Below are 25,842 nucleotides of genomic sequence, written 5' to 3'. Positions count from 1 at the left end.
TACATACAAAATGAGAAGACTAAGTTTGCTTAATAGCGCTTAGTCTTTTTTTTGCTACTTAAGTTGTCAATTAAAACAAGCCCTCCTCGATAAATCCAATAACGTCAAATGGCTATTAGCGATAAATAAACATACAAAATTATCATAGGCGCTATATTAGTATAAGAGTCATTACCATTTATATGGGTTGAGAAGGAGGCATAAGATGATTGGTTCATATAAACCTGCAAGCAATGCACGCCATGCACGCTATGTAAGAAAGGCCATGTTATTGGCATTTACCTTGGCGATGCTGCCTGTTATTAATGGCTGCTCACAGCCGCCCGCCGATCCCAGTAAGCAGACCATACCGACCAACTCTGACCAGTGGCAAAAAAAGCTGGGCGATACCTTTGAGCGTTTACCTGAAGGTGATAGGCAGCTGCTAAGCCGCTATATGCTGCGCATGAAGCTCAGTGGTGCTTATGAATCTGGGGCGATGCCTCGTATCACCATTAAGCAAGCACTCGTTCAACAGCGTGAATATGAGCGCCTGCATCCAAACAATCCAACTGGTAAAAAAAGCCCGATTGTGACCAGTCCGCAAGTCGGTACTGCCAAAGCGCAAAACTACCCTGTTGCCTTACTGCCAGTTAAGACCAGTGACAGCGATAGCTTAAACCAAGTGAAGCTACAGTTTATGCTCTCAAACCACGGTAAGGTTGCGATTAAAAGCTTTAAAGGTAAGCTCACCATGAAAGAGAAGCATTTAACCAAAAGTAAAACCTTTAATGTGCCGTTAACGCAGTTCAAACCACCAATCGAGCCGGAGCAATCTGGCAAAATAATTATTGAAAGCAGCATTGAAGACATCAATGTCATGCGTGCGATTAAAAATAATACAGGGATAAGCATCGAAATTAGCAAAGGTAAGCTGGTATTAGTGGATGGGCAGGAAATTGAGTTTGATGAATTGCTAGAAAAATAAGACGATATTTATAAAACTTGTAAAAATATCGCATAAAAAAAGCCCCAATCAGTAATTGATTGGGGCTTTTTTCGAATTTGGCGGAGACGGAGAGATTCGAACTCTCGAAGGGCTATGAACCCTTGTCGGTTTTCAAGACCGGTGCATTCAACCGCTCTGCCACGTCTCCATTGGTGCATCATTATATAGATATCATTAGATAATGCAAGCGGTTCATATTAAAAAAATGAAATTAATTTGCAGCTGCTTTTAAATCAATGACTTACCATTTGCTCGCAACTATTTATTCAGCTCTTTAGCTTAAACTGTTTACTTGAAGCTATTTTATTTACTTGAAGCTAAGTGCAAGCACATATCAAGCAACCTGTTGGCATATCCCCATTCGTTATCATACCACGCAAAAACCTTATACTGGTCGCCTACGTGCATAAGCTGTTGCCCATCAATAATCAGTGACTCCGTTTGATGAATAAAATCACTTGAGACCAATGGCTCATCGGTATAGGCCATGATATCAAGCAAGCAACCTATGCTAGCCGTTTTAAGCACATCACGAATCGCCTCTATACTGACATCTGGGGTATCAAAGACAAAAGTGACATCAATAGCGGCAACATCAATGGTTGGCACTCTGATTGAATGGCCGTTTATTTTGCCGACCATCGCTGGCAATACGCGCTCAGTGGCCGCGATACTGCTGGAAGTCGTAGGAATGATATTATGACCAGATGCTCGCGCCCGCCTTGGGTCACGATGCGCTTGATCGAGTACGGTCTGATCGGCAGTGACGGCATGTATCTCAGTCATCATCGCTGACTTGACGCCAAACACTTTATCAAGGGTAGCAATCAGCGGCACCAAGGCCTGCGTGGTACAAGAAACGCTAGATATAATCGGCAGCTCACGCGTGAGCTCATCGGTATTGACGCCCATAACGATACAAGCATCAACATCATCAAAGGGTGCGGCACCGATGATGACTTGCTGCGCGCCCGCGGCTATATGCAATTGCGCTTGCTCATAAGAGCGAAAGTGCCCCGTACACTCTAGCACCACATCGACGCCCAGTTCCTGCCATGGTAGGTTTTTTGGGTCAGGCTCTGAGAGCATCTTAATACAGTACGTTAAATTGTTTTTAGTCAGACACAGCTGAGTGTCTGTATTAACAGTCGTATTGCTATCACCTTTACCAGCATCGACGTCACTCATTACAATATCAGCGCTAACACCCAGTCGAGTTAAGCGACCGTGGGTACTGTCAAATTTTAGCAAATGCAGCAGAATGTCAGCCGGTGCCAAATCATTAATCGCCACCACATGAATGGCACGACCTAACACCTCAAAGCGCTCTAGCAAGGCGCGAAGTACATTGCGACCTATACGGCCAAAGCCATTAATAGCGACTCTCAGAGGCTGTGTGTGCTCGCCAGTGGTAGGATATGCGACTACCGCTGGGTCAGACGTCAATTGATAAGTGGCGCTAGAAAAATCAGGCATAACATCAGACATAAACAGGTATCGCTATAAAGGGATATAAAAAATTGAGCGCTGCAAGCTCAAGGCTCTCATGAAAAAACCAACAGACTACTATGACCGACTTCTTATCATTGGCTTTTATACAAATGGCTTAACCATGATCGATTGGCTCAGTTGGCTTACTAAGGCGTAATAAAAATTAAAGCCAAACGAATGGTGTTGTAATCGATGCTTTGTTTGAGATGGTCAAAGATTGGGCGCAGCTTAATACTACCATCATCATTAAAGTCGTTTGGATTGTTGGCGACTTTAATCGCCACATAAGCGTTACCCACTGCCGTCATCACTTCATCGTCTGGGCGCAAATGATCACAAGCAAGGCTTGGGTCTTGAGATTTTAGCTCGCCAATATGACGCATAATGGTCGATTGTGATAGCTGACGCGCTTGCGAAATCTCCGCAATAGATAAGCTTTCTTCTAATAGTATTCGGGTGGCGAGCAAGGTACTGTCCGATTTATCAGATACTTGGTTGCCGAGTTTTTGTTTTTTGTCTATTTGCGCCTGCTGTTGCTCGCGGCGTTTTTTCTGCAAACTGGCATAAGCATCAATCACTGATTTGTTAAGCGTTCCACCTGACTTTAAGATAAACTTCTCATGCGCCTGCGTCATACTTTCTTCATCGAGCATCGCATAATTGGCATCAGCCTCATCAGACAATGCTAAAAAGCGCTTATCTGCGCCGCGTGCGAGCGGATCAAGCTGCAAGCTCATGTCATTCATACCGAGCAGCTGTAAACCTGCCAGCGACTTTAGCCGTGATAATGCCACATAACCTTGTCCCAGCTCAAAGGTGCGCGATAAATCAATCTCTGCTGCATCAAGGGTCATACCTTGTGATTTATGAATGGTAATTGCCCAAGCTAAGCATAATGGTACTTGCTCGTAGCTTGCCAGCACGTCACCAGTCTCATCTTCGATAATCCATTCTTCAGGCTCGGCGATGACTTCACGACCGGAATTTAGCCTAACCACGGGCATTTTTTGCGTCGTTGGTTTTTTAACGTTTGGTTTCTCTTTGTCCTTGGTGGTCTTTTTACCTTTGCCTTTTATATTCTTATCAGTATCACTTTCAGCGTTTTCACTATCGTCTTCTATCAAATCATCATTATTGTCTTTATCATCATTAATTTTTACCGCGGCAAAACCTATCAGCTCACCCATGGTGCCGTTAGAGACGCCAAGCTCGGTATTGTTTTTGATAAACATTACCTTAGCCCCGACTTTTAATACCAAATCATCTTGGGTACGGACGGTCTTTTTCAGGGTCTCAACCAGTTTACTATCACCCGTAGAGGTGGCGGTAAAACGCATCATCTCGCCATCTAACGCGGCAAGTTCTTTATCATTGATGCTATTAACGTTGAGATTATGGGTATACAAACGGGTACGTTTGATATCGACGTTTTGATCAAAGGTGGCCTCTAAGGCAGCAATCGCTTCAAAGGTCACTTCTTGACGGCGGATTTGATTGAGAATATCGTCCAAATCAAGTCCGCCATTCGCCGCTTCGCTTACTTGACGATGTTGCTCAGACAAGTAGCAAATATGGAACTTAGCATCAAGCCATGCTTCAGACATAAAGGCAAACTTCTCACGGTTGGTCTCGCCCTTACTACCAATCGGCGGCAGCTGGAAAAAGTCGCCGGCAACGACAACCTGAATACCACCAAACGCTGCATCATTTTTGCGTACATGCTTAAGCACTTGGCTGACCAAATTAATCTGCTTGGCGTGCAGCATCGATATCTCATCGATAATCAATACCGCTGTATCTTTTAAACGGTCTGCCAAAAACTGCTTACGCGATAGATTGCTTAAATCACGATCAGTCAGCTCATCCTTGATACCAATGCCCGACCAACTATGAATGGTCGTACCGTTCATGTGCGTGGCGGCAATGCCCGTACTCGCGGTCACAGCCACAGGGACACGGCGCGCGCGCAGATAGTCAATATATTGGTTGAGAGTATAAGTCTTACCTGAACCTGCTGAGCCCGTCAAAAATACATTTTGACCCGTTTTTAAGATATCAAGAGCAGAAGATTGACGCATATATCTAAACCAATTTAGTTAATAGTAATAAGAAAAATAGCTTAAGCACAAATTATGAGGGACAAGCTGCCCACAATTATAACAGCTACGCCAGTTTTGCGAACCACTTTAACCCGTCAAGCTTACATAACCTAAAGTTATATGATACGAAATATATCATTACAAAAAGTCATTATTGCTCAAAGCCAAAGCTCAGTATGATAGAGTCATAGCTTGGTCAGGAAGGCCAGGTATGTTTATCTATATAACCATAGTACACAACAAGGAATCGTTCATGTTATACGCTTATCCCAATACTGAAAAAAGCCCCGTTCAATTCCGCAAAAAATATGACAACTTTATCAATGGTGAGTGGGTCGCGCCAGTCGATGGCGAATACTTTGACAACTCAAGTCCAATCGACGGTAAAGTTTTTTGTCAGGTCGCACGTTCAAAAGAAGCCGATGTCGAAGCGGCGCTAGATGCCGCTCATGCCGCAAAAGACGCATGGGGCAAAACCAGTGTCACTGAACGCTCTAATATGTTGCTCAAACTTGCCGACGGTATCGAAGCCAATTTAGAGGCAATCGCTATCGCCGAAAGTTATGAAAACGGTAAACCCGTACGTGAGACCCTCGCTGCTGATATTCCAATCGCCATCGACCATTTGCGTTACTTCGCTGGCGTTATTCGTGCACAAGAAGGCGGCATTAGCCAAATTGATGAAGACACGGTCGCCTATCATTTCCATGAGCCGCTTGGCGTCGTCGGTCAAATCATTCCTTGGAACTTCCCTATTCTAATGGCGATTTGGAAAATTGCCCCAGCCCTTGCTGCAGGTAACTGTATCGTCCTCAAGCCTGCCGAGCAAACGCCAGCTTCTGTTTTGTACATGCTTGACGTCATAGGCGCGGCGGACATTTTACCGAAAGGCGTACTAAACGTCATTAATGGCTTTGGCGTTGAAGCTGGTAAGCCAATCGCTTCTAATCCCCGTATTGATAAAGTGTCCTTTACGGGTGAGACCACCACTGGTCGCTTAATCATGCAATACGCCAGTGAAAACATCATTCCAGTCACGCTAGAGTTGGGTGGCAAAAGTCCAAACATCTTCTTTGCCGATATCATGGATGAAGACGATGACTTCTTAGATAAAGCGGTTGAAGGCTTGGTCATGTTTGCGCTCAACCAAGGTGAGGTCTGTACTTGCCCTTCACGCGCATTGGTACATGAGAGCATCTATGATGAATTTATGAAACGCTGTATCGCTCGCGTTAAAGCCATAAAAATGGGCAACCCACTTGATACCGATACCATGATTGGCGCGCAAGCCAGCTCAGATCAGTTAGAAAAGATCTTATCTTATTTAGATATCGGTAAAAAAGAAGGTGCAAAAGTCCTTGTCGGCGGTGAGCTTGCCAAACACGATGGCGACATGGCAAACGGTTATTATGTACAGCCAACCATCTTTGAGGGCACCAATGATATGCGCGTGTTCCAAGAAGAAATCTTTGGTCCTGTGCTAGCTGTCACCACCTTTAAAGACGATGAAGAAGCGCTGACTCTTGCCAATGATACCTTGTACGGTCTTGGTGCTGGCGTCTGGACGCGTAATGGTACGCGCGCTTATCGTTTCGGTCGTGGCATTAAAGCTGGTCGCGTTTGGACCAATTGCTATCATCTCTATCCTGCGCATTCAGCGTTTGGCGGTTACAAACAATCTGGTATCGGCCGCGAAAACCATTTGATGATGCTCGATCACTATCAGCAAACCAAAAACATGCTGGTATCTTATAGTCCTAAAGCGATGGGCTTCTTTTAAATCAGTCTTTCAATTCAGTTTTTTAAAGGCACTTTATAAATAATTATAAAGCGCCTAGTTGGTGCTCTCTGAGCATATCGACTTAAAAGGCAATAATAAGGAGAAAGTAACGTGACTAATAAGATGAAAGCGGCCGTTTTACATGAATTCGGACAACCCTTACAGATTGAAGAAGTAGATATTCCGACCCCCGGTGCTGGTCAGATTGTGGTTAAAATGCAGGCTTCAGGTGTTTGTCATACTGACCTGCACGCTGTCGAAGGGGATTGGCCTGTAAAACCAAGCCCACCATTTATCCCGGGACACGAAGGCGTAGGTCTTATCACTGCTGTGGGTGATAACGTTCATCATGTCAAAGAGGGCGATAGAGTTGGTGTGCCTTGGCTCTACTCTGCCTGTGGTCACTGTACCCATTGTTTAGGTGGCTGGGAAACCTTGTGCCTAAGTCAAAAGAACTCTGGCTACTCAGTAAATGGTAGTTTTGCAGAATACGTCCTAGCAGATGCAAACTATGTCGGCATTATCCCTGAGAACGTTGACTCTGTTGAGATTGCACCAGTTTTATGTGCAGGAGTCACTGTTTATAAAGGTCTGAAAATGACTGACACCAAACCAGGTGATTGGGTCGTTATTTCAGGAATCGGCGGACTTGGTCACATGGCGGTACAGTACGCTATTGCTATGGGACTGAACGTTGCTGCTGTTGATATAGATGATGAAAAGCTCGATTTTGCTAAAAGACTGGGCGCAAAAGTCACGGTCAACGCAAAAAACACCGACCCTGCCGAATATCTACAAACAGAAATCGGCGGTGCTCATGGTGCGCTCGTGACAGCAGTATCGTCTAAAGCATTTGACCAAGCCTTAGGCATGTTACGACGCGGTGGTACTTTGGTCTGTAATGGTCTACCAACGGGCGACTTCCCTGTCTCTATCTTTGATACCGTTCTAAACGGTATTACCATTCGTGGCTCAATCGTTGGTACCCGTCTCGACTTACAAGAATCACTCGACATGGCAGCGGCAGGTCAAGTAAAAGCGACTGTCGCTGCTGAGCCACTTGAAAACATCAATGACATTCTTGATCGTATGCGTGATGGTAAGATTGAGGGTCGCATCGTCATTGATTACTCTATGTAGACATGTCAATTACTTGAGACATTTTTATTTTTTAGAAATTATCTCGATAATTACGACGTTTGGTCACAAATAACAGGTCGTATCGTTTTCAGCCACATGCTATTAATGATGTGAGTGATGATGATGCGGCCTTTTATATTCGCCCTCAGCTTATATTCGTAATCAGCATGACAGTAATTCCGTGATAATTTTGAAAATAAGGAGCATGACATGAAACTTGAAGCGACAGAATCCTGCAAAGCATTAATCGAATTACTCAAATCTAAACATGGCGATCTGATGTTCCATCAATCGGGCGGCTGCTGCGATGGTAGCTCACCGATGTGTTATCCATTGGGCGAGTTCAAAGTGGGCGGCCAAGACGTGCTCATCGGCGAGCTCGCTGGCTGTCCTTTTTATATGGGTAAAGCGCAGCATAAACTTTGGCAACATACCGATTTGACCATCGATGTGGTCGATGGACGCGGGGCCAGCTTTTCATTAGAGATACCTGAAGGTAAGCGCTTTATCGTCCGTTCAGAAGTATGTGCGGTGTAAAATGCGACTTTATTCACAATAAGCTATCAGTGTCATATCAGCGCATTTTATGTCTTATTGGACATTGAGTTTTTCATAACACTTTGAGCAATACAACTTTGCCAAATACCACTTGGTCATTTTTATTGCATTATTTAACCAAAATAATAGATACTGTAAGACGGAAGCGATTTTAGAGACGCGCTTTAATGAGCGCGTTTTAATAAGCATGGATGCTATAAGGAAGATAACATGGAAGTTGATCCAAAGTTTGATTACGTCATCGTGGGTGGCGGTTCTGCAGGCTGCGTGCTTGCCAGCCGGCTGACAGAAAATCCAGACCTCAGTGCCTGCCTATTATACCAAACCCAACAATTAAAGTTGCGCCCAGGTACGAGTAGTTAAAGACCGAATCCTTTGTGGCTGTTTAAGTAGATTATTCCAAGCCAAGCATGCGGCATCGACAATAGCCTCATAACTGTCATAACAACGATTAGATAGCTCATTTTGCTTAAGGTACTGCCATACCCTCTCAGAGGGATTAAGCTCAGGTGAATAAGGCGGTAATTTAAGCATAGTGACATTGCCCTGATTCAAGCTTGGTTGATGCCACAATGCGCCGTCCATCACTACTACCGCATGGCGTCCTTTTGGTACGGCTTTACTAATCTCAAGCATATGCAATAACATTGTGTGTTTATTGACTGAAGGCAATACTAAACCTACCGCCTCTGCTGTCGCTGGACAAAAGGCACCAAACAGATAAGCGGAATTAAACTGTTGTTGCTTGATCAGTCGAGGTCGCCCACCGCGGTAATGCCAAACTCTGGTCAATGAGCCTTGTTGTCCTATTCGAGTTTCATCTTGAAACCAGATGTCCACTTGATCTAGGCTCACATCAGTGGGTAAGGACGCCTTAACCTGTGCTATAAAGTTTTTTAAAAGCGTCTTGAGCTTGTGGGTCTGCTTTTGGATGCTGACTACGAGCACTTATCCAACTCATATCAATACGCTTGAGTAGCTCGTAGATACCGTTAACGGTGTAGTGAGCGTTGTAGTGTTCTTTAGCCAATTGCTGAACGTCTTTGCCTGTTAGACGACCGCCTGCTCGCTTGGTTTGTTCAGAGACTATCATGGCTTTAAAAGCGGCTGTGTCTGCTTCTGCAAGCTTGCTGTGACGGCCTCGACGATGACGATCGTAGAGACTCTCAAGTCCTCGTTCATGATATCGCTTCAATGTACGTCTGGCAGTTTCAGGATGTATGCAGAGGTCTTTGGCAATATCTTTAGTGGCTTTGCCAATACTGTATTGGTATAAGATGAGCAGGCGTAGTCGGGCTCTGGGATTGCGCTCAGTCTTTGAGTGTTTGCCAAAGTCATGGTCTTCTAGGTTATGTATTGATATAGTCATAAATGGATTATACTATATATTTTGGGTTTGGTATTACTTCTAAATCGCTCATAACTTTAATAATACATTGAAACAGCACAGTTGTAGTACGCTATCGCATTATTATTTAGGCTATAAAGCTCAGTACTACTTTAAAACCACTTTAAAAGTACTTTCAATACTGACGACTTTAATACTACTCTTTGGATCATACGTATGAATACACGCGCCGCTTCTTGGCTTAAAATCACGTTAAGCACCTCTTTATTATTCTCCTTACCGGTAATGGGACTGGCCGCTAATACGATGCCACAAAAGTGGAAGCTAGATGTGCCGAAAACCAGCGCAGATTTTGAGGTCAAATACTTAGGCAAGGCGACCACTGACGGTAAGTTTCGTAAGGTAAATGGGGCGATCAATTATGACGTCAAAAAGCCTGAGAGTACGACCATTAATTTTACCGTGCATACCAATAGCATCGATACCGAGCGCAGGCTACGTGACTCTTTTTTACGCCGTAAGGAGCTGCTAAACACACAGCAATATCCGACGATGACGTTTGTCTCAAAAAAAATCAAGATGATTACACCTAAAGAAGCCAATGTCACGGGCGACTTTACCGCTTTAGGTCAAACCAAACCGTTAACGGTAAGAGTGACTTTATCTGATGTAGAGATTGACCCTGTCACCTCTCAACCGACATTAAAGTTTCGCGCGACGGGCATGGTAGATCGCTATAACTACGGCGTGACGGCTTTCCCGAAAATTATTAGTAATATCATCCCGCTTGAGATATCAGGAAAACTGATTGCTGCTAATTAATTGAGTGACAAAAAAACCCAACTTAGAAGTTCTAAGTTGGGTAGATAACACCATAGATTTTAAGATACTCTTTACAGAAACACCCAATTATTTAGAAACGCTATGACCTGAAAAATCACTCGAAAATCGATTAAATTTTAAAACCATATTTTCTAAAGTTTTTAATACTGCCATATTTGGTCTTCTGCTATGCCAGCTTTGTCTATTTTATTTCTTCTTTTCTGAATTTTGGTATCTATCTTTTCTTGCTTTTTCATCGCCTTTTGGTTGATATCGTCTATCATTCTTTGAATCTTCTTATCTACTTTGTCTTGTTCTTTTTTACGCTGCTTATCTAACTTGGCGAGCTCTTTCTGACGCACCTTGTCTATTTTATCTTGCTCTTTTTGACGCTGCAGATTCAGCTTACTTAGCTTTTTTTGAACCTTTTTACTTAACGTAATATCATCTTTCGCTTGTTTTTTAACAGATTTATTCGACATGATAACTCTCCTGAATCATATTATATAAAACACTTAGATACTCGATGGTAAGTCAATCCTCATGTCTAATCAATGTGCCAGTACAAAACAGGTACACGTCCTTAAACACCCTTTAGATTAGCAAACTAGATATAACACTAATAACGGTCCAATATAGAACATCCTATTAAGCTTGGTTAAAACCGAGTATTAGTTAATATCAATTATTTCGAAATTGAAAGTATATTTATAATTAGATTCGCGTGGAGTCATTCGCGTAAATAAATACATTCATTTTATTTTTTCATATTTATGCGTTGGTGCGCGGGTCGCACCCTACGTTAAAATTTCACAATTCATTGCGTATCGTGCCTCGACACTAAACTAACCATCAATCCATTTAGATTCAAAAGCAAAAATAAAACCATAAAAAAGAGCCACTAGAATTATCCAGCAGCTCTTATATAAACTCAAAAACTAACTCTAAGCTTTGATTAATCAGACCAAACTATTTACCGCATCAACCACAGCTTCAGTAGTGATACCAAACTCTTTATATAGCTCATCAGCAGGAGCAGATTCGCCATAAGTGGTCATGCCGACGACTTTACCATCTAGACCGACGAACTTATACCAGTAGTCCACATGCGCCGCTTCAACTGCTACGCGAGCGCGGATATTGCTTGGTAATACCGCTTCACGATAGCTAGCATCTTGCTCAACGAAGATTTCTGCACATGGCATAGATACTACACGGACGCCAACGCCATTTTCACTCAACGTTGCATATGCTTGCATCGCTAGGCCAACTTCTGAACCAGTCGCGATGATAATTGCTTTTAGCTCGCCCTGCTCTTTGGCTAATACGTAACCACCTTTAGTGATGTTAGCGACTTGCTCGCTGTCACGTGCTTGATGTGGCAAGCTTTGACGACTGAAAATCAATGCAGATGGATTGTTTTCTGATTTAATCGCTTCGACCCAAGCAGTAGCAGATTCGGTCGCATCACACGGACGCCATGTACGTAGGTTTGGCGTGGTACGTAGGCTGGTCAATTGCTCAACTGGCTGATGCGTTGGGCCATCTTCACCCAGACCGATAGAATCATGGGTATAGACATGGATGATACGTTGCTTCATCAATGCGCCCATACGCACCGCATTACGCGCGTACTCCATGAACATCAGGAAGGTTGCCACGTAAGGGATAAAGCCGCCATGCAACGCGATACCATTGGCAATCGCCGTCATGCCAAACTCGCGCACGCCATAATAGATATAGTTACCATCAGCATCTTTCTCGATGCCTTTAGCGCCTTTAAATAGCGTGAGGTTCGAGCCTGCTAGATCCGCTGAACCGCCTAACAGCTCTGGCAATAATGGCTGCAAAGTATTGATGGCATTTTGACTGGCTTTACGACTGGCGACATCGCCGCCCTGCTCTTGGGTTTGCTGAATATAGGCTTGTGCTTGGCTATCAAAGTCAGCAGGCAATTCGCCATTTAAGCGGCGTAACAGCTCAACTGCCAATTCTGGATAAGCCTTTTTATACGCTTCAAAGTCCGCATCCCAGTTCTTTTGTTGTACATCGCCTTTGGCCTTACCGTCCCACGCTTCATAGATTTCGTCATCTAATTCAAATGGTGCATGCTTCCAAGATAGCGCATCACGGGTTAAGACAATTTCGTCATCACCAAGTGGCGCACCATGACTGGCTGCTAAGCCTTGCTTGTTTGGACTACCCGCGCCAATCGTCGTTTTACAAATGATTAAGCTTGGCTTAGTGGTCTCAGCAATCGCTTGCTCAGTGGCTTGGGTGATTTCATCGGTATCATGACCATCGACTTTGATAACTTGCCAGCCATAGGCTTCAAAGCGAGCTTGCGTATCGTCAGTAAACCAGCCTTCGACATTACCATCAATTGAGATGCCATTATCATCATAAAAGAATACCAACTTGCCCAATCCTAACGTGCCCGCTAGCGAGCAAACTTCATGGCTGATACCTTCCATCAAGCAACCATCACCTAAGAATGCATAAGTATGATGGTCGACGATGTTATGACCGTCACGATTGAACTGTGCGGCAAGCGTTTTCTCTGCAATCGCAAAACCAACGGCATTGGCGATACCCTGACCTAGTGGACCCGTCGTGGTTTCAATACCTGGGGTATAACCAAGCTCAGGATGACCTGGGGTTTTTGAATGCAGCTGACGGAAGCCTTTTAGGTCGTCAACGCTGACATCATAACCCGTTAAATGCAGCAATGAGTAAATAAGCATCGAGCCATGACCGTTTGATAATACAAAGCGGTCACGGTTATGCCACTGTGGATCGGCTGGGTTATGCTTTAAAAACTTACGCCACAAAACTTCAGCAATATCAGCCATGCCCATCGGCGCGCCCGGATGTCCAGAGTTGGCTTTTTGAACCGCATCAAACGACAACACACGGATGGCATTGGCTAATTTACGTTCGCTAATTGGAGCTGGCATAGAGTGTCCTAATATTCAAATAAGAAGTATGGATGACAAGCAAAAAATCGGTGGAACAATAGACATGAAACAATAGAATAAGAGTGCGATAAACGCTCTTAAGAATTAGGTGTTTAATTAAACGACAATTTTAACATATTTGCCATAAGCCAAACTAAAAATGCGCTGACAGAAGCGTTTGCATTTAGCAATCACTCCTATCAGTTTTGTTAAACGATAAACAATGTTAGATTCCTAACCACAAACTGCGGCCAATATAGCCACTCGATAGCCGCTCGCAGCTCATAACCATTTATGATAGCATTGAATTGCTTAGGCTGAAATGGTTTCAACACCGCCCATAAACGGACGCAACACTTCTGGAATGGTGATGCTACCATCGGCGTTTTGGTGATTTTCCATCACTGCCAATAAGGTACGACCAACGGCCAAACCTGAACCATTTAGCGTATGCGCTAGGCTCGTCTGCTTGCCGTCTTTAACGCGCGTGCCCATACGGCGTGCTTGGAAATCACCGCAGTTTGAGCAGCTTGAGATTTCACGATAGGTATCTTGGCTCGGTAACCAGACTTCGATATCATAAGTTTTTTGTGCGGCAAAGCCCATATCACCGGTACATAATTTGACCACGCGGTACGGCAGATTAAGCTGCTGTAAGATATACTCAGCTTGTCCCGTCATTGCCTCAAGTAAGTCATCTGATTGCTCGCTAGTGGCGATATTAACCATCTCAACTTTCTCAAACTGATGCTGACGAATCAGACCACGGGTATCACGGCCATGCGAGCCGGCTTCACTACGGAAACAGGGTGTATGCGCAGTGAATTTTAATGGCAACTCTTTGATATCCAAACGCTCACCGCGTACCAAGTTGGTCATGGGTACTTCAGCCGTTGGAATCAGATAAAAATCTGTACCTTCGTTATTGGTATGATTGGTCAATTTAAACAAATCATCTTCAAACTTCGGCAATTGACCCGTACCTTTTAGACTTTCAGAGTTCACAATATAAGGCACATAGGTTTCAGTATAGCCGTACTTGATGGTATGGGTATTGAGCATAAACTGAATCAAAGCACGATGCATTTGGGCAAGCTGACCTTTTAACACATTAAAACGGCTACCTGTTAATTTTGCAGCGGCTTCAAAGTCGAGCATACCCAGCGTTTCGCCAATATAAGTATGGTCTTGAATTTCAAAATCAAACGCGCGCGGCGTACCCCATTTGCGCACTTCGACGTTATCGTCTTCTGACGTCCCGACTGGCACATCGGCTGCTGGGATATTTGGGATTTGCATGGCTGCTTGGCTAATGCGCTCTTGCAAGGTACGCAGCTCGTCTTCAGCGGTCTTAATCTCACCGCTGACACTTTGCATCTCAGCCAATAACTCGCTGGCATCTTCGCCCGATTTTTTTAGCGCACCCACTTGTTTAGCACCCGCATTACGGCGCGATTGCAGCTCTTCCGTTTTGACTTGTAAAGACTTACGTTCGTTTTCAATATTTTGCCAAAACGCCATATCAAGCGTATAACCACGAGTGGCCAGCTGCTGTTGTAAATCCGTTAAATCACCGCGTAAGAGTTTTGGGTCGATCATAATAGTTGCCTGTAGCGCTAAAAGTGAGTATGAAATTAAAAGAGAAAATAGTAGCCAAGTATAATAGCTGAGTATAAGTAGCTATGTTAAGTAGCCAAGTAATGAGGTAAAACAAAAAATGGCGTGCAAAGCCTTATAATATCGTTATAAAGCTTCGCAATGACGCCATGTCAATCATAAGAATAAATGATAGCCACTATCATACCAAGACCCAGCAGATTTGACCATGTTTTGGCTATATTTTGCCACAATCTAGCCTGTTTTTTGCGCTAGCTTTACGGAGTAAATAAGCAATAATATGAGCCACATAATTCTCTTATGAATCAAGTTCTATCATTGACGCTATTATAAATAACGATGCTATCTGAGAAATAACCGGGCTATCCATGAACATAGCCGCTTATATGTTTCATTTAAGAGCAGTTTTCGGTAAGATAAGCGCATATCTTTATTCTACTTCCAGCCAAGCCCAGCCAAGCATAGTATTACAGCTTCGCTTTGGCGCTTTTCATCCCATGCTTTTAACATACGTATCTGAGAAACCTTTATGGCCCTGTACCCCTACACGCTACAACCTGTCGCCTTAAACTTAACCGAGGCTGAATTTCACCAAGCACAGTATGAGCTATTTGCCAGTGCCAGCCCATCTTTTGGTCTGTCGAGCATTAAGATGAAAGAGTGGATTATTATGGCAGTGGTTGTCATTTTAGCCCTTGCTGGTTTGGTTTTTTTGACCGGTTACTCGACCATCATTTTTTGGCTCATGCTAGCGTCTGTGGTGATTTATCTATTGGTGCGTACCCTTGGCTTTAAATGGTATGTCAAAAGAGAGTTTGAAAAACAAGTCGCTGACCAAGAGATGCCCGATGAGATGCGTCAGATGAAATTGGGCGTACAAAAGCATGGTCTTGTGATGGCAATGCCAGTCAATCAGCCTGATATGTTTAATAGCAATCAGATGCGCGGCATGCAAATGCGTCCCGGTAGCACTCAGCAAGCAGTTATCCCTTGGACGTCGATTAAAAGTTGGGATGAGACCGATGACTACATCTTTATGATGTTTGAGATGAAAGGTCAGCAAGGCAGCCAAATCGTTCCGAAGCGCTTACAAGCACAGAAGTTTCCAATCGATACGGTACGTCAGCATTTACTAGAAGTCATTCCTGCTAAGGGCTTAAATCCTGAAAACTTGCAACCACCTGCAAAAGTATAAATCAGCTGCTAGGTGGTTGGCATGAAGTATTAGCCTTATAGAATAGAATAGATTGAATAGCTTAAATTGTATAATATTGACTGAATAGCAAAGACGCCGTGGTTTAGGTAAACCAATCACAGAATTCGATTAATTGAATTTAACTTGTCATGGTTTCTTTGCTATTATAATAAGCATCAACAGACAAGGTGTAGAAGAGATAAAAATATAGCAGACATATAACGAGCATAGCAATGCAGGAGATGACTTGCTACACTCTTAGGCTTCTATATTTAACTTAGTGCTCCTATACTCAGATGAGTATGTCGAATACTAAGTCTATAACAATAACCAATCTATTAAATCAACACTCAAACTATAAGGATAATATTATGAGTAATACTAATAATGCGACCAACCAAATCGGTCTAGAAAAATCAGATATGAGCGAAGTGATTGCTAAGCTAAACAGCCTACTATCAAGCTACCATATGTTTTATATTAACGTGCGTGGTTATCATTGGAACGTAAAAGGTGAGCACTTCTTCACATTGCATCCAAAATTTGAAGAGTTATATACCAGCTTACAAGTAGAAATTGATGAAATTGCTGAGCGTATTTTAACCTTAGGTGGCACGCCGCTACATGCATATAGCGACTTTAGCCAACATACCAGCATTCAAGAAGATAAAAATGTGAAAGATGGTAATGCTTGCGTGAAAGGTGTGGTGACTGGTCTACAATCGCTTATTGCTGAGCAGCGTGAGGTTTCAGCACTGGCAGTAGAAAGCGAAGACCAAGGTACAGCAGACTTAGTAGATGATTATGTACAGCAGCAAGAAAAGCTTATTTGGATGTACAACGCTTTTTTAGGCTAATAACTATTGAAGAATAGTTCATCACTAAACTAGCTATTCGTAAAACAGTTTATTATTAAAATAGTAAGTAAGAAAAAAGCACCTAATTAGATTAGGTGCTTTTTTTATGCTTGTTTTACCAATCGCTACTTACTGCTCAATCACTTTACTTCTGAATCCACTGACGCATTTTTTCACGCTCAGCTGGAGTCGCTTGTAGCCAAATTTGCATAAACTGATCTAAAGTACTGGTAGATGAAGCAGCACTTGTCGTTTGCTTAACGGTAGTAACTGCACCTGTGCTGACATTGCTTTGAGTGCTGATAGCAGGCTTATCTAAAGCCGCAATCGCACGTTGGTTTTGTAGTTCGGCATCATCAGCACCACCAAACACGCCGCCTAAGGCTTTGCCCAAACCTGATAGTAAACCACCTTGATTGCCGCCCAGACTCTGCTGGCTAGCTACTACCGTGTTGTTCTGCTGCACTGCCAGTGTTGGACGCTTAGCATACTCTTTCGCCGCTGCATATTTTTCTGGCTGATTTGGCATAGTTAGACGATAGGTTTGATTGTCCACCAATTCTGCCGTCACACTCACGTTGCCCGAGCGCAAATAATCGTGCTCATCACGCGGCAAATTGTATAAGCGGTCATATTTAGCGGTAATCGCATGCTGACCTGGCTCTAAAGTAAAAGATTTCTTTAATGGCTGAAACGCACTTTGCTGGATTTCCTGCCCGTTAATAGCCGTTACTTTGATATGGTCATCAACCAGCAAGGTCACTGCCGCATGCGATAGCATAGAGACTGAGCCGACAGTGATTAGTAATGTGCCCATCGTCAGTTTTTTTAGCAAAGAAGCGTTTGTTTTCATAAGTTATTCCATGAATAGTAAAGGTAATTTCTAAAAAAGGTAGCGTTTTATATTAAAAATCAAGCGGCATGGTATGTTGGTCTTGGTTGGCGACCTCATTATCTACTTGCGTCTCCTGCGCGATATCAGCAAGCTCTGCAGCAAGCGTCTGCTCATCAATCGTGCGCAGCGCATCGCTGATGACCGCCTTGGATATATTACTGCGGCCAAGATTTGAGAACATCGGCTGAATGTAGTTCAGCACCTCCATCATAGAGCCGATACGATGCGGCCCTTCGGTCAGTAGATGATTAATAATACGCTCATCAAACTGCCAACCACGCCGACGCAGAATAGACTGCAATAGCGCTTGACGGTCAGCCAAATCATGACCATTTGGCACTTTAAAGCTTGGCGATTGTGCCAAACGGGTAAGCAAGTCTGTTAGCTGGAAGGGTAATTCGGTCGCCGGTTTATTGGAGGCAAACAACAGCTGACGCTGCCCTTCGCGGCTACGATTAATCAGATGAAATAGAGCCTCTTGCCATTGGCTGCTTTGTTCAAGCACCTCTAAATCATCAATCGCAATCAGGGAAAAATTCTCTAAAGAGGATAGGACATTGACATCGGTATGAATCAGTTCATTCAATGACAGACAAATCGCTGATTTATCCATCTCAATAAACGACTCACAAACGGCGGATAATAAGTGCGACTTGCCCGTCTCTGGGCTGCCAAATAGGTACAGCTGGCCAATCAGGCCGACATGTAGCTGCCGCACTGCATCGATAATAGACATCCAACCCGGACCGGCAAAGTCGCTGAGACTCGCATCATGCTTAATGTCCAGATTGAGACTTAGCTGTGCTTCTGCCATGAATCATCAACTCGGTTTGCGTAGCGCAATCACTAAAAAGGCTAAACGACTAATATTCTTTAAACTGGCTTTGCTAACTTTTACATTTATCAAAGCCAACCTAGTAACGGTCAATACCGTTAATACTGCGCCTATATATAACATATTTGCAAAATGACTGACAAGTCTTTTACCCATTAAGCTCAATCAATCCGCCTTTATCCACTTTATAAGTGAATACCGACTCCTAATCGCGCTATAAAATTATTAGGCAATTGATGTGATAATAGCCATAAAATGCTTATTTCTCGCGAAGTTATTTTTTAACCTATTCTTTATCATTTTACTTTTTATCAAATAAGGCCAATTGTTTACGACCTTTATAAAAGTCAGTCGATTGATAATAAGCATATAAGTGGCGGAATAAAACGTTAAGGACAGCGGATACAGGCAGCGCAATAAGCATACCAACGAAGCCCAATAAGCTTGCCCCTGCCAATACCGCAAAGATAACCCATAACGGTGACAGACCAATTTTATCGCCTAGCAATAATGGCTGCAAGATATAGCCTTCAGCGGCCTGCCCGACTAAAAACGCGCCAACGATTAAAGACAAATACGTCCAGTTTAAGCCAAACTGGAATAGGCAAGCGATAATCGCCGCAATAAAGCCAATACCAAAGCCCAAATACGGCACAAAGCTGGCAACACCGGCAACCATACCGATAATCAAGCCAAGCTCAAGCCCGATAAGCTGCAACTGTACTGCATAAATAGCGCCTAGCAGCACCATCACCAACAGCTGACCTTTGATAAAGGCCATCAGCGCCCGATCACACTCTTGAGCAATGCCGATTACTTTTTTGCAATAAGGGGCTGGAATCGCCATCTTCCAAGTTTGCAGGCGCTGATCCCAATTAAACAAGAAATAAAAGGTCAAAATCGGTACCAATACAATCAGCCCAGCGTTATTGATAAAATTCATACTAGACGTCAATATTTGGCTCATCATGCTGCTGGCATCAGCGAACTTATAATTGGTCTGCATATAATCGACCAAGGTATCAGAAAAACCTTTGGCTTCTAGTTCTGGCAGACGAATACGGCTGTTATTAATAAACCATTCACGCACCACTTGGTTATACCAGTTTAGCACCTTGGGCAAATACTCCCACGCTGCTTGCAGCTGATGCCATAAGGTCGGTATCAACCACCAAAGCAGCAGCACCATACCAAGCGTAATCGTCGAATAAACGATGATAATGGCTATCCAACGCTTGATATATTTTGATAAGCGCTTAACCAGCGGATTGAATAGATAAGCCAATACAAAAGCCACGACAAATGGCACGATGACCGGCGTCATCAAATATAATAAAAATACCGCCACAACAATAGCAACGACGATGAATAGGCGTCGAAAAAAAGGGTCTATTGGTTGGTTTATCATGAAGGGTAACCCTACGATTAAGTCAATGTAAAATGCTGGCTTATAATGGTTTTTTTGCTGAATTAGGTAGCCGATAGCTTTATATTTATAATGGTATTTATCATTGTCATGGCAGTAAGTTTTGCCGACAACTTTGGCGTTCTATTATCGCAGAGTACAACAAAAAATCAGTCATTTTTTGTTTCTTAAATTTTTATTGCGCTCTATTTAGCCTTTATTACCACTCTTCGTTAAATATCGGCCAAATATTGGTAAGTTGCTTTGCGAGAGGGGGTCGTTTTTGGGTATAATGCGCGCACTATCTGCAAAATTAACACGACCGATCCGCTTTTCTACTGACAGACCTTCATTCCCTATAAAATTTGTGAGATGACCATGAGTAACAAGCCTTCTTTAAGCTACAAAGATGCTGGCGTTGATATTGATGCTGGCGATGCGTTGGTACAACGTATTAAATCAGTGGCAAAAGCCACCTCTCGTCCTGAGGTTGTGGGCGGACTTGGCGGTTTTGGGGCGCTTTGTCGTATTCCGACTGGTTACACCTCACCGTTATTGGTTTCGGGCACTGACGGTGTCGGCACCAAGCTTAAACTGGCATTACAACTAAACCGCCATGACACCATCGGTATCGACTTGGTCGCCATGTGCGTCAATGATTTATTGGTTTGCGGTGCTGAGCCATTATTCTTCTTAGATTACTATGCAACTGGAAAGCTTGATGTAGACGTAGCAGCGACTGTTGTTACTGGTATTGGCGAAGGCTGTAAACTGTCAAACTGTGCACTTATCGGCGGCGAAACGGCTGAGATGCCAGGCATGTATCAAGACGACGATTATGACCTAGCGGGATTCTGCGTCGGTGTGGTTGAAGAAGCGGAAGTCATCACTGGCGAAAACGTCGCAGAAGGCGATGTATTAATCGCGCTTGCTTCAAGTGGCGCGCACTCGAATGGCTACTCATTGGTGCGTAAAGTCATCGAAGTCAGCGGTATTGATGTGATTACTAGTGATGAGCAATTAGACGGTCAGCCTATCCAAGATGCGCTGATGGCTCCTACCCGCATTTATGTTAAAGCCATTAAAGCGTTGCAAGATACCCTTGGTAGCTCAGCCTTACATGCGATGTCACATATCACTGGTGGCGGCTTAACCGACAACCTACCGCGTGTATTACCTGACCATCTGGCTGCTAGCATCGATACCAGCAGCTGGCAGTTCTCAGAGCTATTCACTTGGTTACAAACCCAAGGTAATATCGAGCAAAATGAGATGTACCGCACCTTTAACTGCGGCGTTGGTTTTGTCATCGTGGTGCCTAAAGATAAAGCAGAAACTGCTATCAAAACGTTAAATGATGCGGGCGAAAACGCTTGGAAATTGGGTGAAATGGTTAGCCGTGAAGCGGACGCCGTGGTGTACCGTTAATGCCAGATGACAATCTAAAAAGTTTTGCAAAAAAATCAGCTAAGCCTTTACGCGTCGCTGTTTTGGTATCTGGTAGTGGTAGCAACCTGCAAGTATTGATTAATGCCATGCAAGCTGGCGCGCTACCGATTGAGATTGTTGGCGTCATCAGTAACCGTGAAGATGCTTATGCCATCACACGTGCCAATGACGCCGCTATTCCCGTTGCTGTCTTATCTCACGTTGCTAGCGGCAAACGCATGGGTATCAAAACCTTTGAAACTCATGCCAGCGCGCAGCTGAGCGCTTGGCAGCCTGATTTGATTGTCTTAGCAGGATTTATGCGAGTTTTAAGTAGCGCATTTATCGATAATGCGCCTGCGCCAATGATTAACCTGCACCCTGCTCTACTGCCCGCTTATAAAGGTCTAGATACCCATCAGCGTGCCATACAAGCGGGTGAACGCCATCATGGCTGTAGCATCCATGTGGTCACCGCTGAGCTTGATGCCGGCGCTGTTTTGACCCAAGCGCTGCTTGAAGTCAATCAAAAAGACACTGCTGATAGTTTGCAAGCACGCGTACAAAAAGGTGAACATCAACTGCTACCGTGGACGATATTATTAATTGCTAAGGGTATTATTGACTTAAATAATCCGTATGATGATGCTGAATTATCTTATTTACCTGCTTTACCTTTAAAGCTATGGTTAAATGACTAAGGCTTGAAGTTTATTTATATATTTTAAAAAAGCAGAATCCGTAATTGGTTCTGCTTTTTTTATGCGCTTAAATAACGAGGTACTTATAGCAAATTGCTAGCAAAAAAAATACCCCGTTACGGAATAACGAGGTATTTAGAAAACTAGGCTTTTAAAAAACTAAGCATTTAAAATTAGAAGCCTAAAACATTCTAATAATTAAACAGGTTTTTTACCAACCACATGAACTGCTTTGATATTCACAAACTCTTTGATACCAAAGCCACCATGTTCACGACCATAACCTGAATCCTTAACACCACCAAATGGCAAGCCTGGATTGACTAAGTTATAACCATTGATATAAACCATACCCGTGTCAAAATGCTGCTGGGCTAAATTAATCGCCTTCTCTTCATCTTTTGAGAAGATAGCACCGCCCAGTCCATAACGACTGTCATTGGCAATTCGGAATGCATCATCTTGGTCTTTGGCACGAATAAGCGCTGCCACAGGACCAAATAGCTCATCTTTATAAGCAGGCTGGTCTGGTTTGACATTTTCCAGAATTGTTGGTGGATAAAAAGAACCCGGCTTATCAGGTACTTCACCACCCAAGGTAATGGTTGCGCCTTTGCTGACACTTTCTTGCACTTGTTTATGCAACTCATCACGCTGCTTGCTGCTTGACATCGGACCTACGTCAGTCGATTCGTCCATTGGATCGCCGATTTTATAGCCTTTAAACTTCTCAATAACCAAATCACGGAATTTGTCATAAACACTATCGACGACCACAAAACGCTTAGCCGCGATGCAAGTCTCACCATTGTTATATAAACGTGCATGGGCACAAGTAGTAGCTGCTAAGTCTAAGTCGGCGTCTTCTAATACGATAAAGGCATCGTTTGAACCAAGTTCCATAACGGTCTTTTTCAGCACTTTTGCCGCTTGCTGCGCCACCACTCGACCAGCGACATCACTACCCGTTAAGGTGACACCGCGTACTTTTTCGTGCTCAATGACTTTTTCGGACTGATCATGGTTAATGATGAGGGTACGGAATAAATCATTTGGCAAATCAGACTCATGCATGATTTTTTCAATCAACAAACCTGAGCCCGTCACGTTTGAGGCGTGCTTAAGCAAGATGCTATTACCGGCCATTAAGTTGGCAATGGTATAGCGGAATACTTGATACGCGGGAAAGTTCCATGGCTGGATACCATAGATAATACCGATAGGATTGTAGCTGATTAAACCTTTTTTGATACCTTCGATATCGCGCTCATCATCCGCTAGAGCGGCAATTCCTTCACCAGCGGTGAAATCACAAATTGCTTTACATAGATCTACTTCGCCTAAGCTCGCCTCTAACGTCTTACCGCGCTCCTCGGTCATCAACTTCGCTAGCTCTCCTTTATATTTCATCAGCGTCTCGCCAATGGAATTAATCACTTTGGCGCGCTCATCGGCACTGACCAAACGCCATTCTGAAAAGGCTTTATGCGAAGCATCGATAATTTTATTGACTTCATCGCTGCTCATATAAGTATAGTTTTTAATGTCTTTACCCGTCGCTGGGTTCACAGTGGTAATATCTGCCATGATAATTATCCTTATTTATTTGATTATTATGTAATAAACGCCAATCTCAACTTATCGTAGGCTTTTGATTTTTATAGAATTTAAAATTTTAATTGTTTTAACTGAAATTTTAAAAACTAAGTAAACCAATACCTTAGAAAAATAAGTTGAGAGTGGGGTGTAATAAATGATTGATTAATAAAGATTCTTTTTAAGAAGCTTTTATCAATAAATGCCTCAATATGATTACTGTATATAACTACTATCTAAGTCTTTATGCTAGATAAATAACAATATTGAGGGATGAACAAGCCACTTCACATTGAGATAGCTGTATTGGTTGAGATAGCTGTATTAAGAGATTTATAGTTAAAGGCGCTAACGATTAGCTACTATTCCTTAACAATGCTTGTGGCAATTGTCTTTTTACTTAATGTCCATTTATCATAACAAAAGGATTTGACCATAGTTTTACAAGTTATAAAGAAGTGTGGATGAGATGTTAACAGTGTGTCATTGATAAATATCATGCAAACTTTGCTGTAAATAAATAGCTTGAATCAAATCAATAAAGCCTGAGTGTCTAATGGGCATAAAAAAACCAGCACATAAGAGATGGGCTGGTTTTATTCGTTTATTAAATGCTGATTTCACTGTTAGCGTATTAGAATAAATGATTAATAATCGGTATTTCTTGCGGTGGATTGTCTTCTTCATCAACGATTTGACGGGCCACATGCATGATAAGTTGGCGTAACCAGCGATGGGCTGGATGATGTTGCAATAAGGGCGACCACGCCATGGTCAGCTCAAACTCAGGGATAAAGAATGGCGGCTCTTCCATTTTAATGCTGTCATTATTGGCCTGCATTTTTGCCACCCGCGTCGGCAAAGTCGCAATCAAATCTTTATTGGCTGCAAGCATGGCGGGCATTTGGTAATGACGGGTAAAAACACTGATTTGGCGCTTTTGACCTAAGCGTTGTAGCGCCTGATCGATAGAACCAAGTCCGCCAGATTTTTCTGGATTGACGCCAAAGCCCACACCCATACCTGTTTTGGAGACCCAAACGTGCTGCGCTTTTAGATAATTTTTTAGGTTAAAGCGGTTGGCATACGGACTTTCTGACGACAATAAACAGCTAAAGGTATCGCGCCAAACCAAAACTTGATGGAAACTTTGTGGAATCTCGTTAAAACGGTTAATCGCCAAATCCACCCGACCCTGCTCCATATCACGATAGGAGACGTCAGATGGCGTCAAGAAATCCAAAATGACATTGGGCGCTTCAGAACGCAGCGCTTTGACAAGCTTTGGCACCAAAGTCGCCTCAGCATAGTCTGAGGTCATAATACGGAAGACGCGAGAGGTACTATAAGGACGGAATTCAGTACGTGGCTCTAACACTTGGGTCAAATCCGCAAGTATTTCACGAATACGCGGCTGTAGCTCAAGTGCGCGCTCAGTTGGGGTCATGCCCTCTGATGAACGCACCAGTAACGGATCATTAAACAATTTGCGTAAGCGCCTTAGAATATTGCTCATCGCAGGCTGGGTAATGCCAAGCTGCTCAGCAGCACGTGTGACGTTTTTTTCACGAAGCAGCACATCTAAATGCACCAATAAATTCAAATCAACCCGCTGCAAATTCATATATTTTTCTCTTTGCCTTAGAATAAATACCACAATAAGCTTGAGCAAGCTTGGCATTTTTCGCGCTGTTATTTTAACTAAAGCTGCCATAACAGCATAATATAACTATATTTTTTATTAAACTTTTCTAGAATATGCTTATTATAACTCAATTTAACCAGCATAAGCCATTGTTTTATATATACTATAAGCACATAAAATACCCAAGATAACAATCATAAATTAGATAAATCTTGGTAAGGCAGTTATAGTGATTGCCGTAGACCAAATACAGTGAAGACCACAAAAATCCGCTCTGAGCGTTTAATGTAGTGAGTCTAACCGCTTAATAATAAAAGTATTTTGAATATGAGTCGTGATAGCAGAATACGATTAAATGGGCAATGAGCCCTCATAAATTATCGTGTCATCGCCTGTCTTAGAGACAGCATCGATTATTGTAACATCTCTTATCACCAAATATGACACTGCTAACCCATAATTGCTCAAACATTATATTGCTTAAA

The 25,842-nt window shown here is 43.1% G+C and carries 22 protein-coding genes and 1 tRNA gene; 10 read left to right on the top strand and 13 right to left on the bottom strand.

Going from position 1 to position 25,842, the window contains the following annotated elements; genetic code table 11:
• The first annotated feature begins 205 nt into the window (after positions 1-205).
• Positions 206-967 (top strand): hypothetical protein, encoded by a 762-nt coding sequence (locus QJS82_RS02345; protein ID WP_281491107.1) that lies wholly within the window; start codon positions 206-208, stop codon positions 965-967.
• Positions 968-1,045: 78 nt separating this feature from the next.
• On the opposite strand, the gene QJS82_RS02340 is transcribed toward QJS82_RS02345, so the two are convergent.
• The 3 genes from QJS82_RS02340 to QJS82_RS02330 form a co-directional block, all read right to left on the bottom strand.
• A tRNA-Ser gene (locus QJS82_RS02340) sits at positions 1,046-1,136 on the bottom strand.
• Between the two features lie 155 nt (positions 1,137-1,291).
• A complete protein-coding gene (locus QJS82_RS02335; RefSeq protein WP_281491654.1) occupies positions 1,292-2,464 on the bottom strand; it encodes a type I glyceraldehyde-3-phosphate dehydrogenase in 1,173 nt (390 codons plus the stop codon).
• Between the two features lie 161 nt (positions 2,465-2,625).
• Positions 2,626-4,557: an AAA family ATPase gene (locus QJS82_RS02330; protein WP_281491106.1), complete on the bottom strand. Its 1,932-nt coding sequence runs from the start codon at positions 4,555-4,557 to the stop codon at positions 2,626-2,628.
• A 274-nt stretch (positions 4,558-4,831) separates the two neighbouring features.
• Between QJS82_RS02330 and exaC the strand changes: the two genes are divergently transcribed.
• From exaC to QJS82_RS02310, 4 genes are all read left to right on the top strand, one after another.
• A complete protein-coding gene (exaC, locus tag QJS82_RS02325; RefSeq protein WP_281491105.1) occupies positions 4,832-6,358 on the top strand; it encodes an acetaldehyde dehydrogenase ExaC in 1,527 nt (508 codons plus the stop codon).
• Between the two features lie 111 nt (positions 6,359-6,469).
• Complete coding sequence (gene adhP / locus QJS82_RS02320; protein WP_265088955.1) at positions 6,470-7,498, top strand: alcohol dehydrogenase AdhP; 1,029 nt, start codon at positions 6,470-6,472, stop codon at positions 7,496-7,498.
• Between the two features lie 210 nt (positions 7,499-7,708).
• The gene (locus tag QJS82_RS02315; protein WP_281491104.1) at positions 7,709-8,035 is read left to right on the top strand and encodes a DUF779 domain-containing protein; all 327 of its coding nucleotides are present in this window, start codon (positions 7,709-7,711) and stop codon (positions 8,033-8,035) included.
• Between the two features lie 231 nt (positions 8,036-8,266).
• Complete coding sequence (locus QJS82_RS02310; RefSeq protein ID WP_348651573.1) at positions 8,267-8,419, top strand: lycopene cyclase family protein; 153 nt, start codon at positions 8,267-8,269, stop codon at positions 8,417-8,419.
• Here the strand turns inward: QJS82_RS02310 and QJS82_RS02305 are convergent.
• Positions 8,390-9,004, bottom strand: coding sequence for an IS630 family transposase (locus QJS82_RS02305; protein ID WP_348651554.1), 615 nt, complete (start codon positions 9,002-9,004; stop codon positions 8,390-8,392). The two genes, QJS82_RS02310 and QJS82_RS02305, sit on opposite strands and share 30 nt — an antisense overlap.
• Positions 8,931-9,425, bottom strand: a complete 495-nt coding sequence (locus QJS82_RS02300) for a winged helix-turn-helix domain-containing protein (protein WP_281491102.1) — start codon at positions 9,423-9,425, stop codon at positions 8,931-8,933. The genes QJS82_RS02305 and QJS82_RS02300 overlap by 74 nt, the downstream gene beginning before the upstream one ends.
• A gap of 195 nt (positions 9,426-9,620) precedes the next feature.
• Here QJS82_RS02300 and QJS82_RS02295 point away from each other — a divergent pair, with 195 nt between their 5' ends.
• Complete coding sequence (locus QJS82_RS02295; protein WP_281491101.1) at positions 9,621-10,226, top strand: YceI family protein; 606 nt, start codon at positions 9,621-9,623, stop codon at positions 10,224-10,226.
• A gap of 161 nt (positions 10,227-10,387) precedes the next feature.
• Here QJS82_RS02295 and QJS82_RS02290 read toward each other — a convergent pair whose 3' ends face one another.
• From QJS82_RS02290 to serS, 3 genes are all read right to left on the bottom strand, one after another.
• Positions 10,388-10,708: a hypothetical protein gene (locus QJS82_RS02290; RefSeq protein ID WP_281491100.1), complete on the bottom strand. Its 321-nt coding sequence runs from the start codon at positions 10,706-10,708 to the stop codon at positions 10,388-10,390.
• 477 nt (positions 10,709-11,185) lie between these two features.
• Complete coding sequence (gene tkt, locus QJS82_RS02285; protein ID WP_281491099.1) at positions 11,186-13,183, bottom strand: transketolase; 1,998 nt, start codon at positions 13,181-13,183, stop codon at positions 11,186-11,188.
• Between the two features lie 312 nt (positions 13,184-13,495).
• Positions 13,496-14,782 (bottom strand): serine--tRNA ligase, encoded by a 1,287-nt coding sequence (gene serS / locus QJS82_RS02280; RefSeq protein ID WP_201565227.1) that lies wholly within the window; start codon positions 14,780-14,782, stop codon positions 13,496-13,498.
• A 547-nt stretch (positions 14,783-15,329) separates the two neighbouring features.
• On the opposite strand from serS, the gene QJS82_RS02275 reads away from it, so the two are divergent.
• Positions 15,330-15,995, top strand: coding sequence for a YcxB family protein (locus QJS82_RS02275; RefSeq protein ID WP_201565228.1), 666 nt, complete (start codon positions 15,330-15,332; stop codon positions 15,993-15,995).
• Positions 15,996-16,366: 371 nt separating this feature from the next.
• Complete coding sequence (locus tag QJS82_RS02270; RefSeq protein WP_201625465.1) at positions 16,367-16,852, top strand: Dps family protein; 486 nt, start codon at positions 16,367-16,369, stop codon at positions 16,850-16,852.
• Positions 16,853-16,997: 145 nt separating this feature from the next.
• On the opposite strand, the gene QJS82_RS02265 is transcribed toward QJS82_RS02270, so the two are convergent.
• The 3 genes from QJS82_RS02265 to QJS82_RS02255 form a co-directional block, all read right to left on the bottom strand.
• The gene (locus tag QJS82_RS02265) at positions 16,998-17,705 is read right to left on the bottom strand and encodes a DUF2057 family protein (protein ID WP_281491098.1); all 708 of its coding nucleotides are present in this window, start codon (positions 17,703-17,705) and stop codon (positions 16,998-17,000) included.
• A gap of 52 nt (positions 17,706-17,757) precedes the next feature.
• Positions 17,758-18,561 carry a DnaA regulatory inactivator Hda gene (hda, locus tag QJS82_RS02260; RefSeq protein WP_201625464.1) on the bottom strand — a complete coding sequence of 268 codons (804 nt, stop codon included), beginning with the start codon at positions 18,559-18,561 and terminating at the stop codon, positions 17,758-17,760.
• A 322-nt stretch (positions 18,562-18,883) separates the two neighbouring features.
• A complete protein-coding gene (locus QJS82_RS02255) occupies positions 18,884-19,990 on the bottom strand; it encodes an AI-2E family transporter (protein WP_201625463.1) in 1,107 nt (368 codons plus the stop codon).
• Between the two features lie 375 nt (positions 19,991-20,365).
• Between QJS82_RS02255 and purM the strand changes: the two genes are divergently transcribed.
• Positions 20,366-21,415, top strand: coding sequence for a phosphoribosylformylglycinamidine cyclo-ligase (gene purM / locus QJS82_RS02250; RefSeq protein WP_281491097.1), 1,050 nt, complete (start codon positions 20,366-20,368; stop codon positions 21,413-21,415).
• A complete protein-coding gene (purN, locus tag QJS82_RS02245) occupies positions 21,415-22,116 on the top strand; it encodes a phosphoribosylglycinamide formyltransferase (protein ID WP_281491096.1) in 702 nt (233 codons plus the stop codon). Before purM ends, purN begins: the two co-directional genes overlap by 1 nt.
• Before the next feature lie 198 nt (positions 22,117-22,314).
• On the opposite strand, the gene QJS82_RS02240 is transcribed toward purN, so the two are convergent.
• The gene (locus QJS82_RS02240; RefSeq protein WP_281491095.1) at positions 22,315-23,703 is read right to left on the bottom strand and encodes an NAD-dependent succinate-semialdehyde dehydrogenase; all 1,389 of its coding nucleotides are present in this window, start codon (positions 23,701-23,703) and stop codon (positions 22,315-22,317) included.
• A 643-nt stretch (positions 23,704-24,346) separates the two neighbouring features.
• Positions 24,347-25,336 (bottom strand): LysR family transcriptional regulator, encoded by a 990-nt coding sequence (locus tag QJS82_RS02235; protein WP_201563060.1) that lies wholly within the window; start codon positions 25,334-25,336, stop codon positions 24,347-24,349.
• Positions 25,337-25,842 lie beyond the last annotated feature (506 nt).

Origin of the sequence: Psychrobacter maritimus, from assembly GCF_029953575.1 — a bacterium.
Lineage (GTDB): Bacteria > Pseudomonadota > Gammaproteobacteria > Pseudomonadales > Moraxellaceae > Psychrobacter > Psychrobacter maritimus.
Note: the sequence above shows the minus strand (reverse complement) of the source record. Positions and strands in the feature narration are given on the sequence as shown.

Bases quoted from the DNA above. Each gene is read 5' to 3' on its own strand.
- QJS82_RS02345 (WP_281491107.1), top strand. From the start codon at position 206: ATGATTGGTTCATATAAACCTGCAAGCAATGCACGCCATGCACGCTAT.
- QJS82_RS02335 (WP_281491654.1), bottom strand. From the start codon at position 2,464: ATGCCTGATTTTTCTAGCGCCACTTATCAATTGACGTCTGACCCAGCG.
- QJS82_RS02330 (WP_281491106.1), bottom strand. From the start codon at position 4,557: ATGCGTCAATCTTCTGCTCTTGATATCTTAAAAACGGGTCAAAATGTA.
- exaC (WP_281491105.1), top strand. From the start codon at position 4,832: ATGTTATACGCTTATCCCAATACTGAAAAAAGCCCCGTTCAATTCCGC.
- QJS82_RS02315 (WP_281491104.1), top strand. From the start codon at position 7,709: ATGAAACTTGAAGCGACAGAATCCTGCAAAGCATTAATCGAATTACTC.
- QJS82_RS02310 (WP_348651573.1), top strand. From the start codon at position 8,267: ATGGAAGTTGATCCAAAGTTTGATTACGTCATCGTGGGTGGCGGTTCT.
- QJS82_RS02300 (WP_281491102.1), bottom strand. From the start codon at position 9,425: ATGACTATATCAATACATAACCTAGAAGACCATGACTTTGGCAAACAC.
- QJS82_RS02295 (WP_281491101.1), top strand. From the start codon at position 9,621: ATGAATACACGCGCCGCTTCTTGGCTTAAAATCACGTTAAGCACCTCT.
- QJS82_RS02290 (WP_281491100.1), bottom strand. From the start codon at position 10,708: ATGTCGAATAAATCTGTTAAAAAACAAGCGAAAGATGATATTACGTTA.
- tkt (WP_281491099.1), bottom strand. From the start codon at position 13,183: ATGCCAGCTCCAATTAGCGAACGTAAATTAGCCAATGCCATCCGTGTG.
- serS (WP_201565227.1), bottom strand. From the start codon at position 14,782: ATGATCGACCCAAAACTCTTACGCGGTGATTTAACGGATTTACAACAG.
- QJS82_RS02275 (WP_201565228.1), top strand. From the start codon at position 15,330: ATGGCCCTGTACCCCTACACGCTACAACCTGTCGCCTTAAACTTAACC.
- QJS82_RS02270 (WP_201625465.1), top strand. From the start codon at position 16,367: ATGAGTAATACTAATAATGCGACCAACCAAATCGGTCTAGAAAAATCA.
- QJS82_RS02265 (WP_281491098.1), bottom strand. From the start codon at position 17,705: ATGAAAACAAACGCTTCTTTGCTAAAAAAACTGACGATGGGCACATTA.
- hda (WP_201625464.1), bottom strand. From the start codon at position 18,561: ATGGCAGAAGCACAGCTAAGTCTCAATCTGGACATTAAGCATGATGCG.
- QJS82_RS02255 (WP_201625463.1), bottom strand. From the start codon at position 19,990: ATGATAAACCAACCAATAGACCCTTTTTTTCGACGCCTATTCATCGTC.
- purM (WP_281491097.1), top strand. From the start codon at position 20,366: ATGAGTAACAAGCCTTCTTTAAGCTACAAAGATGCTGGCGTTGATATT.
- purN (WP_281491096.1), top strand. From the start codon at position 21,415: ATGCCAGATGACAATCTAAAAAGTTTTGCAAAAAAATCAGCTAAGCCT.
- QJS82_RS02240 (WP_281491095.1), bottom strand. From the start codon at position 23,703: ATGGCAGATATTACCACTGTGAACCCAGCGACGGGTAAAGACATTAAA.
- QJS82_RS02235 (WP_201563060.1), bottom strand. From the start codon at position 25,336: ATGAATTTGCAGCGGGTTGATTTGAATTTATTGGTGCATTTAGATGTG.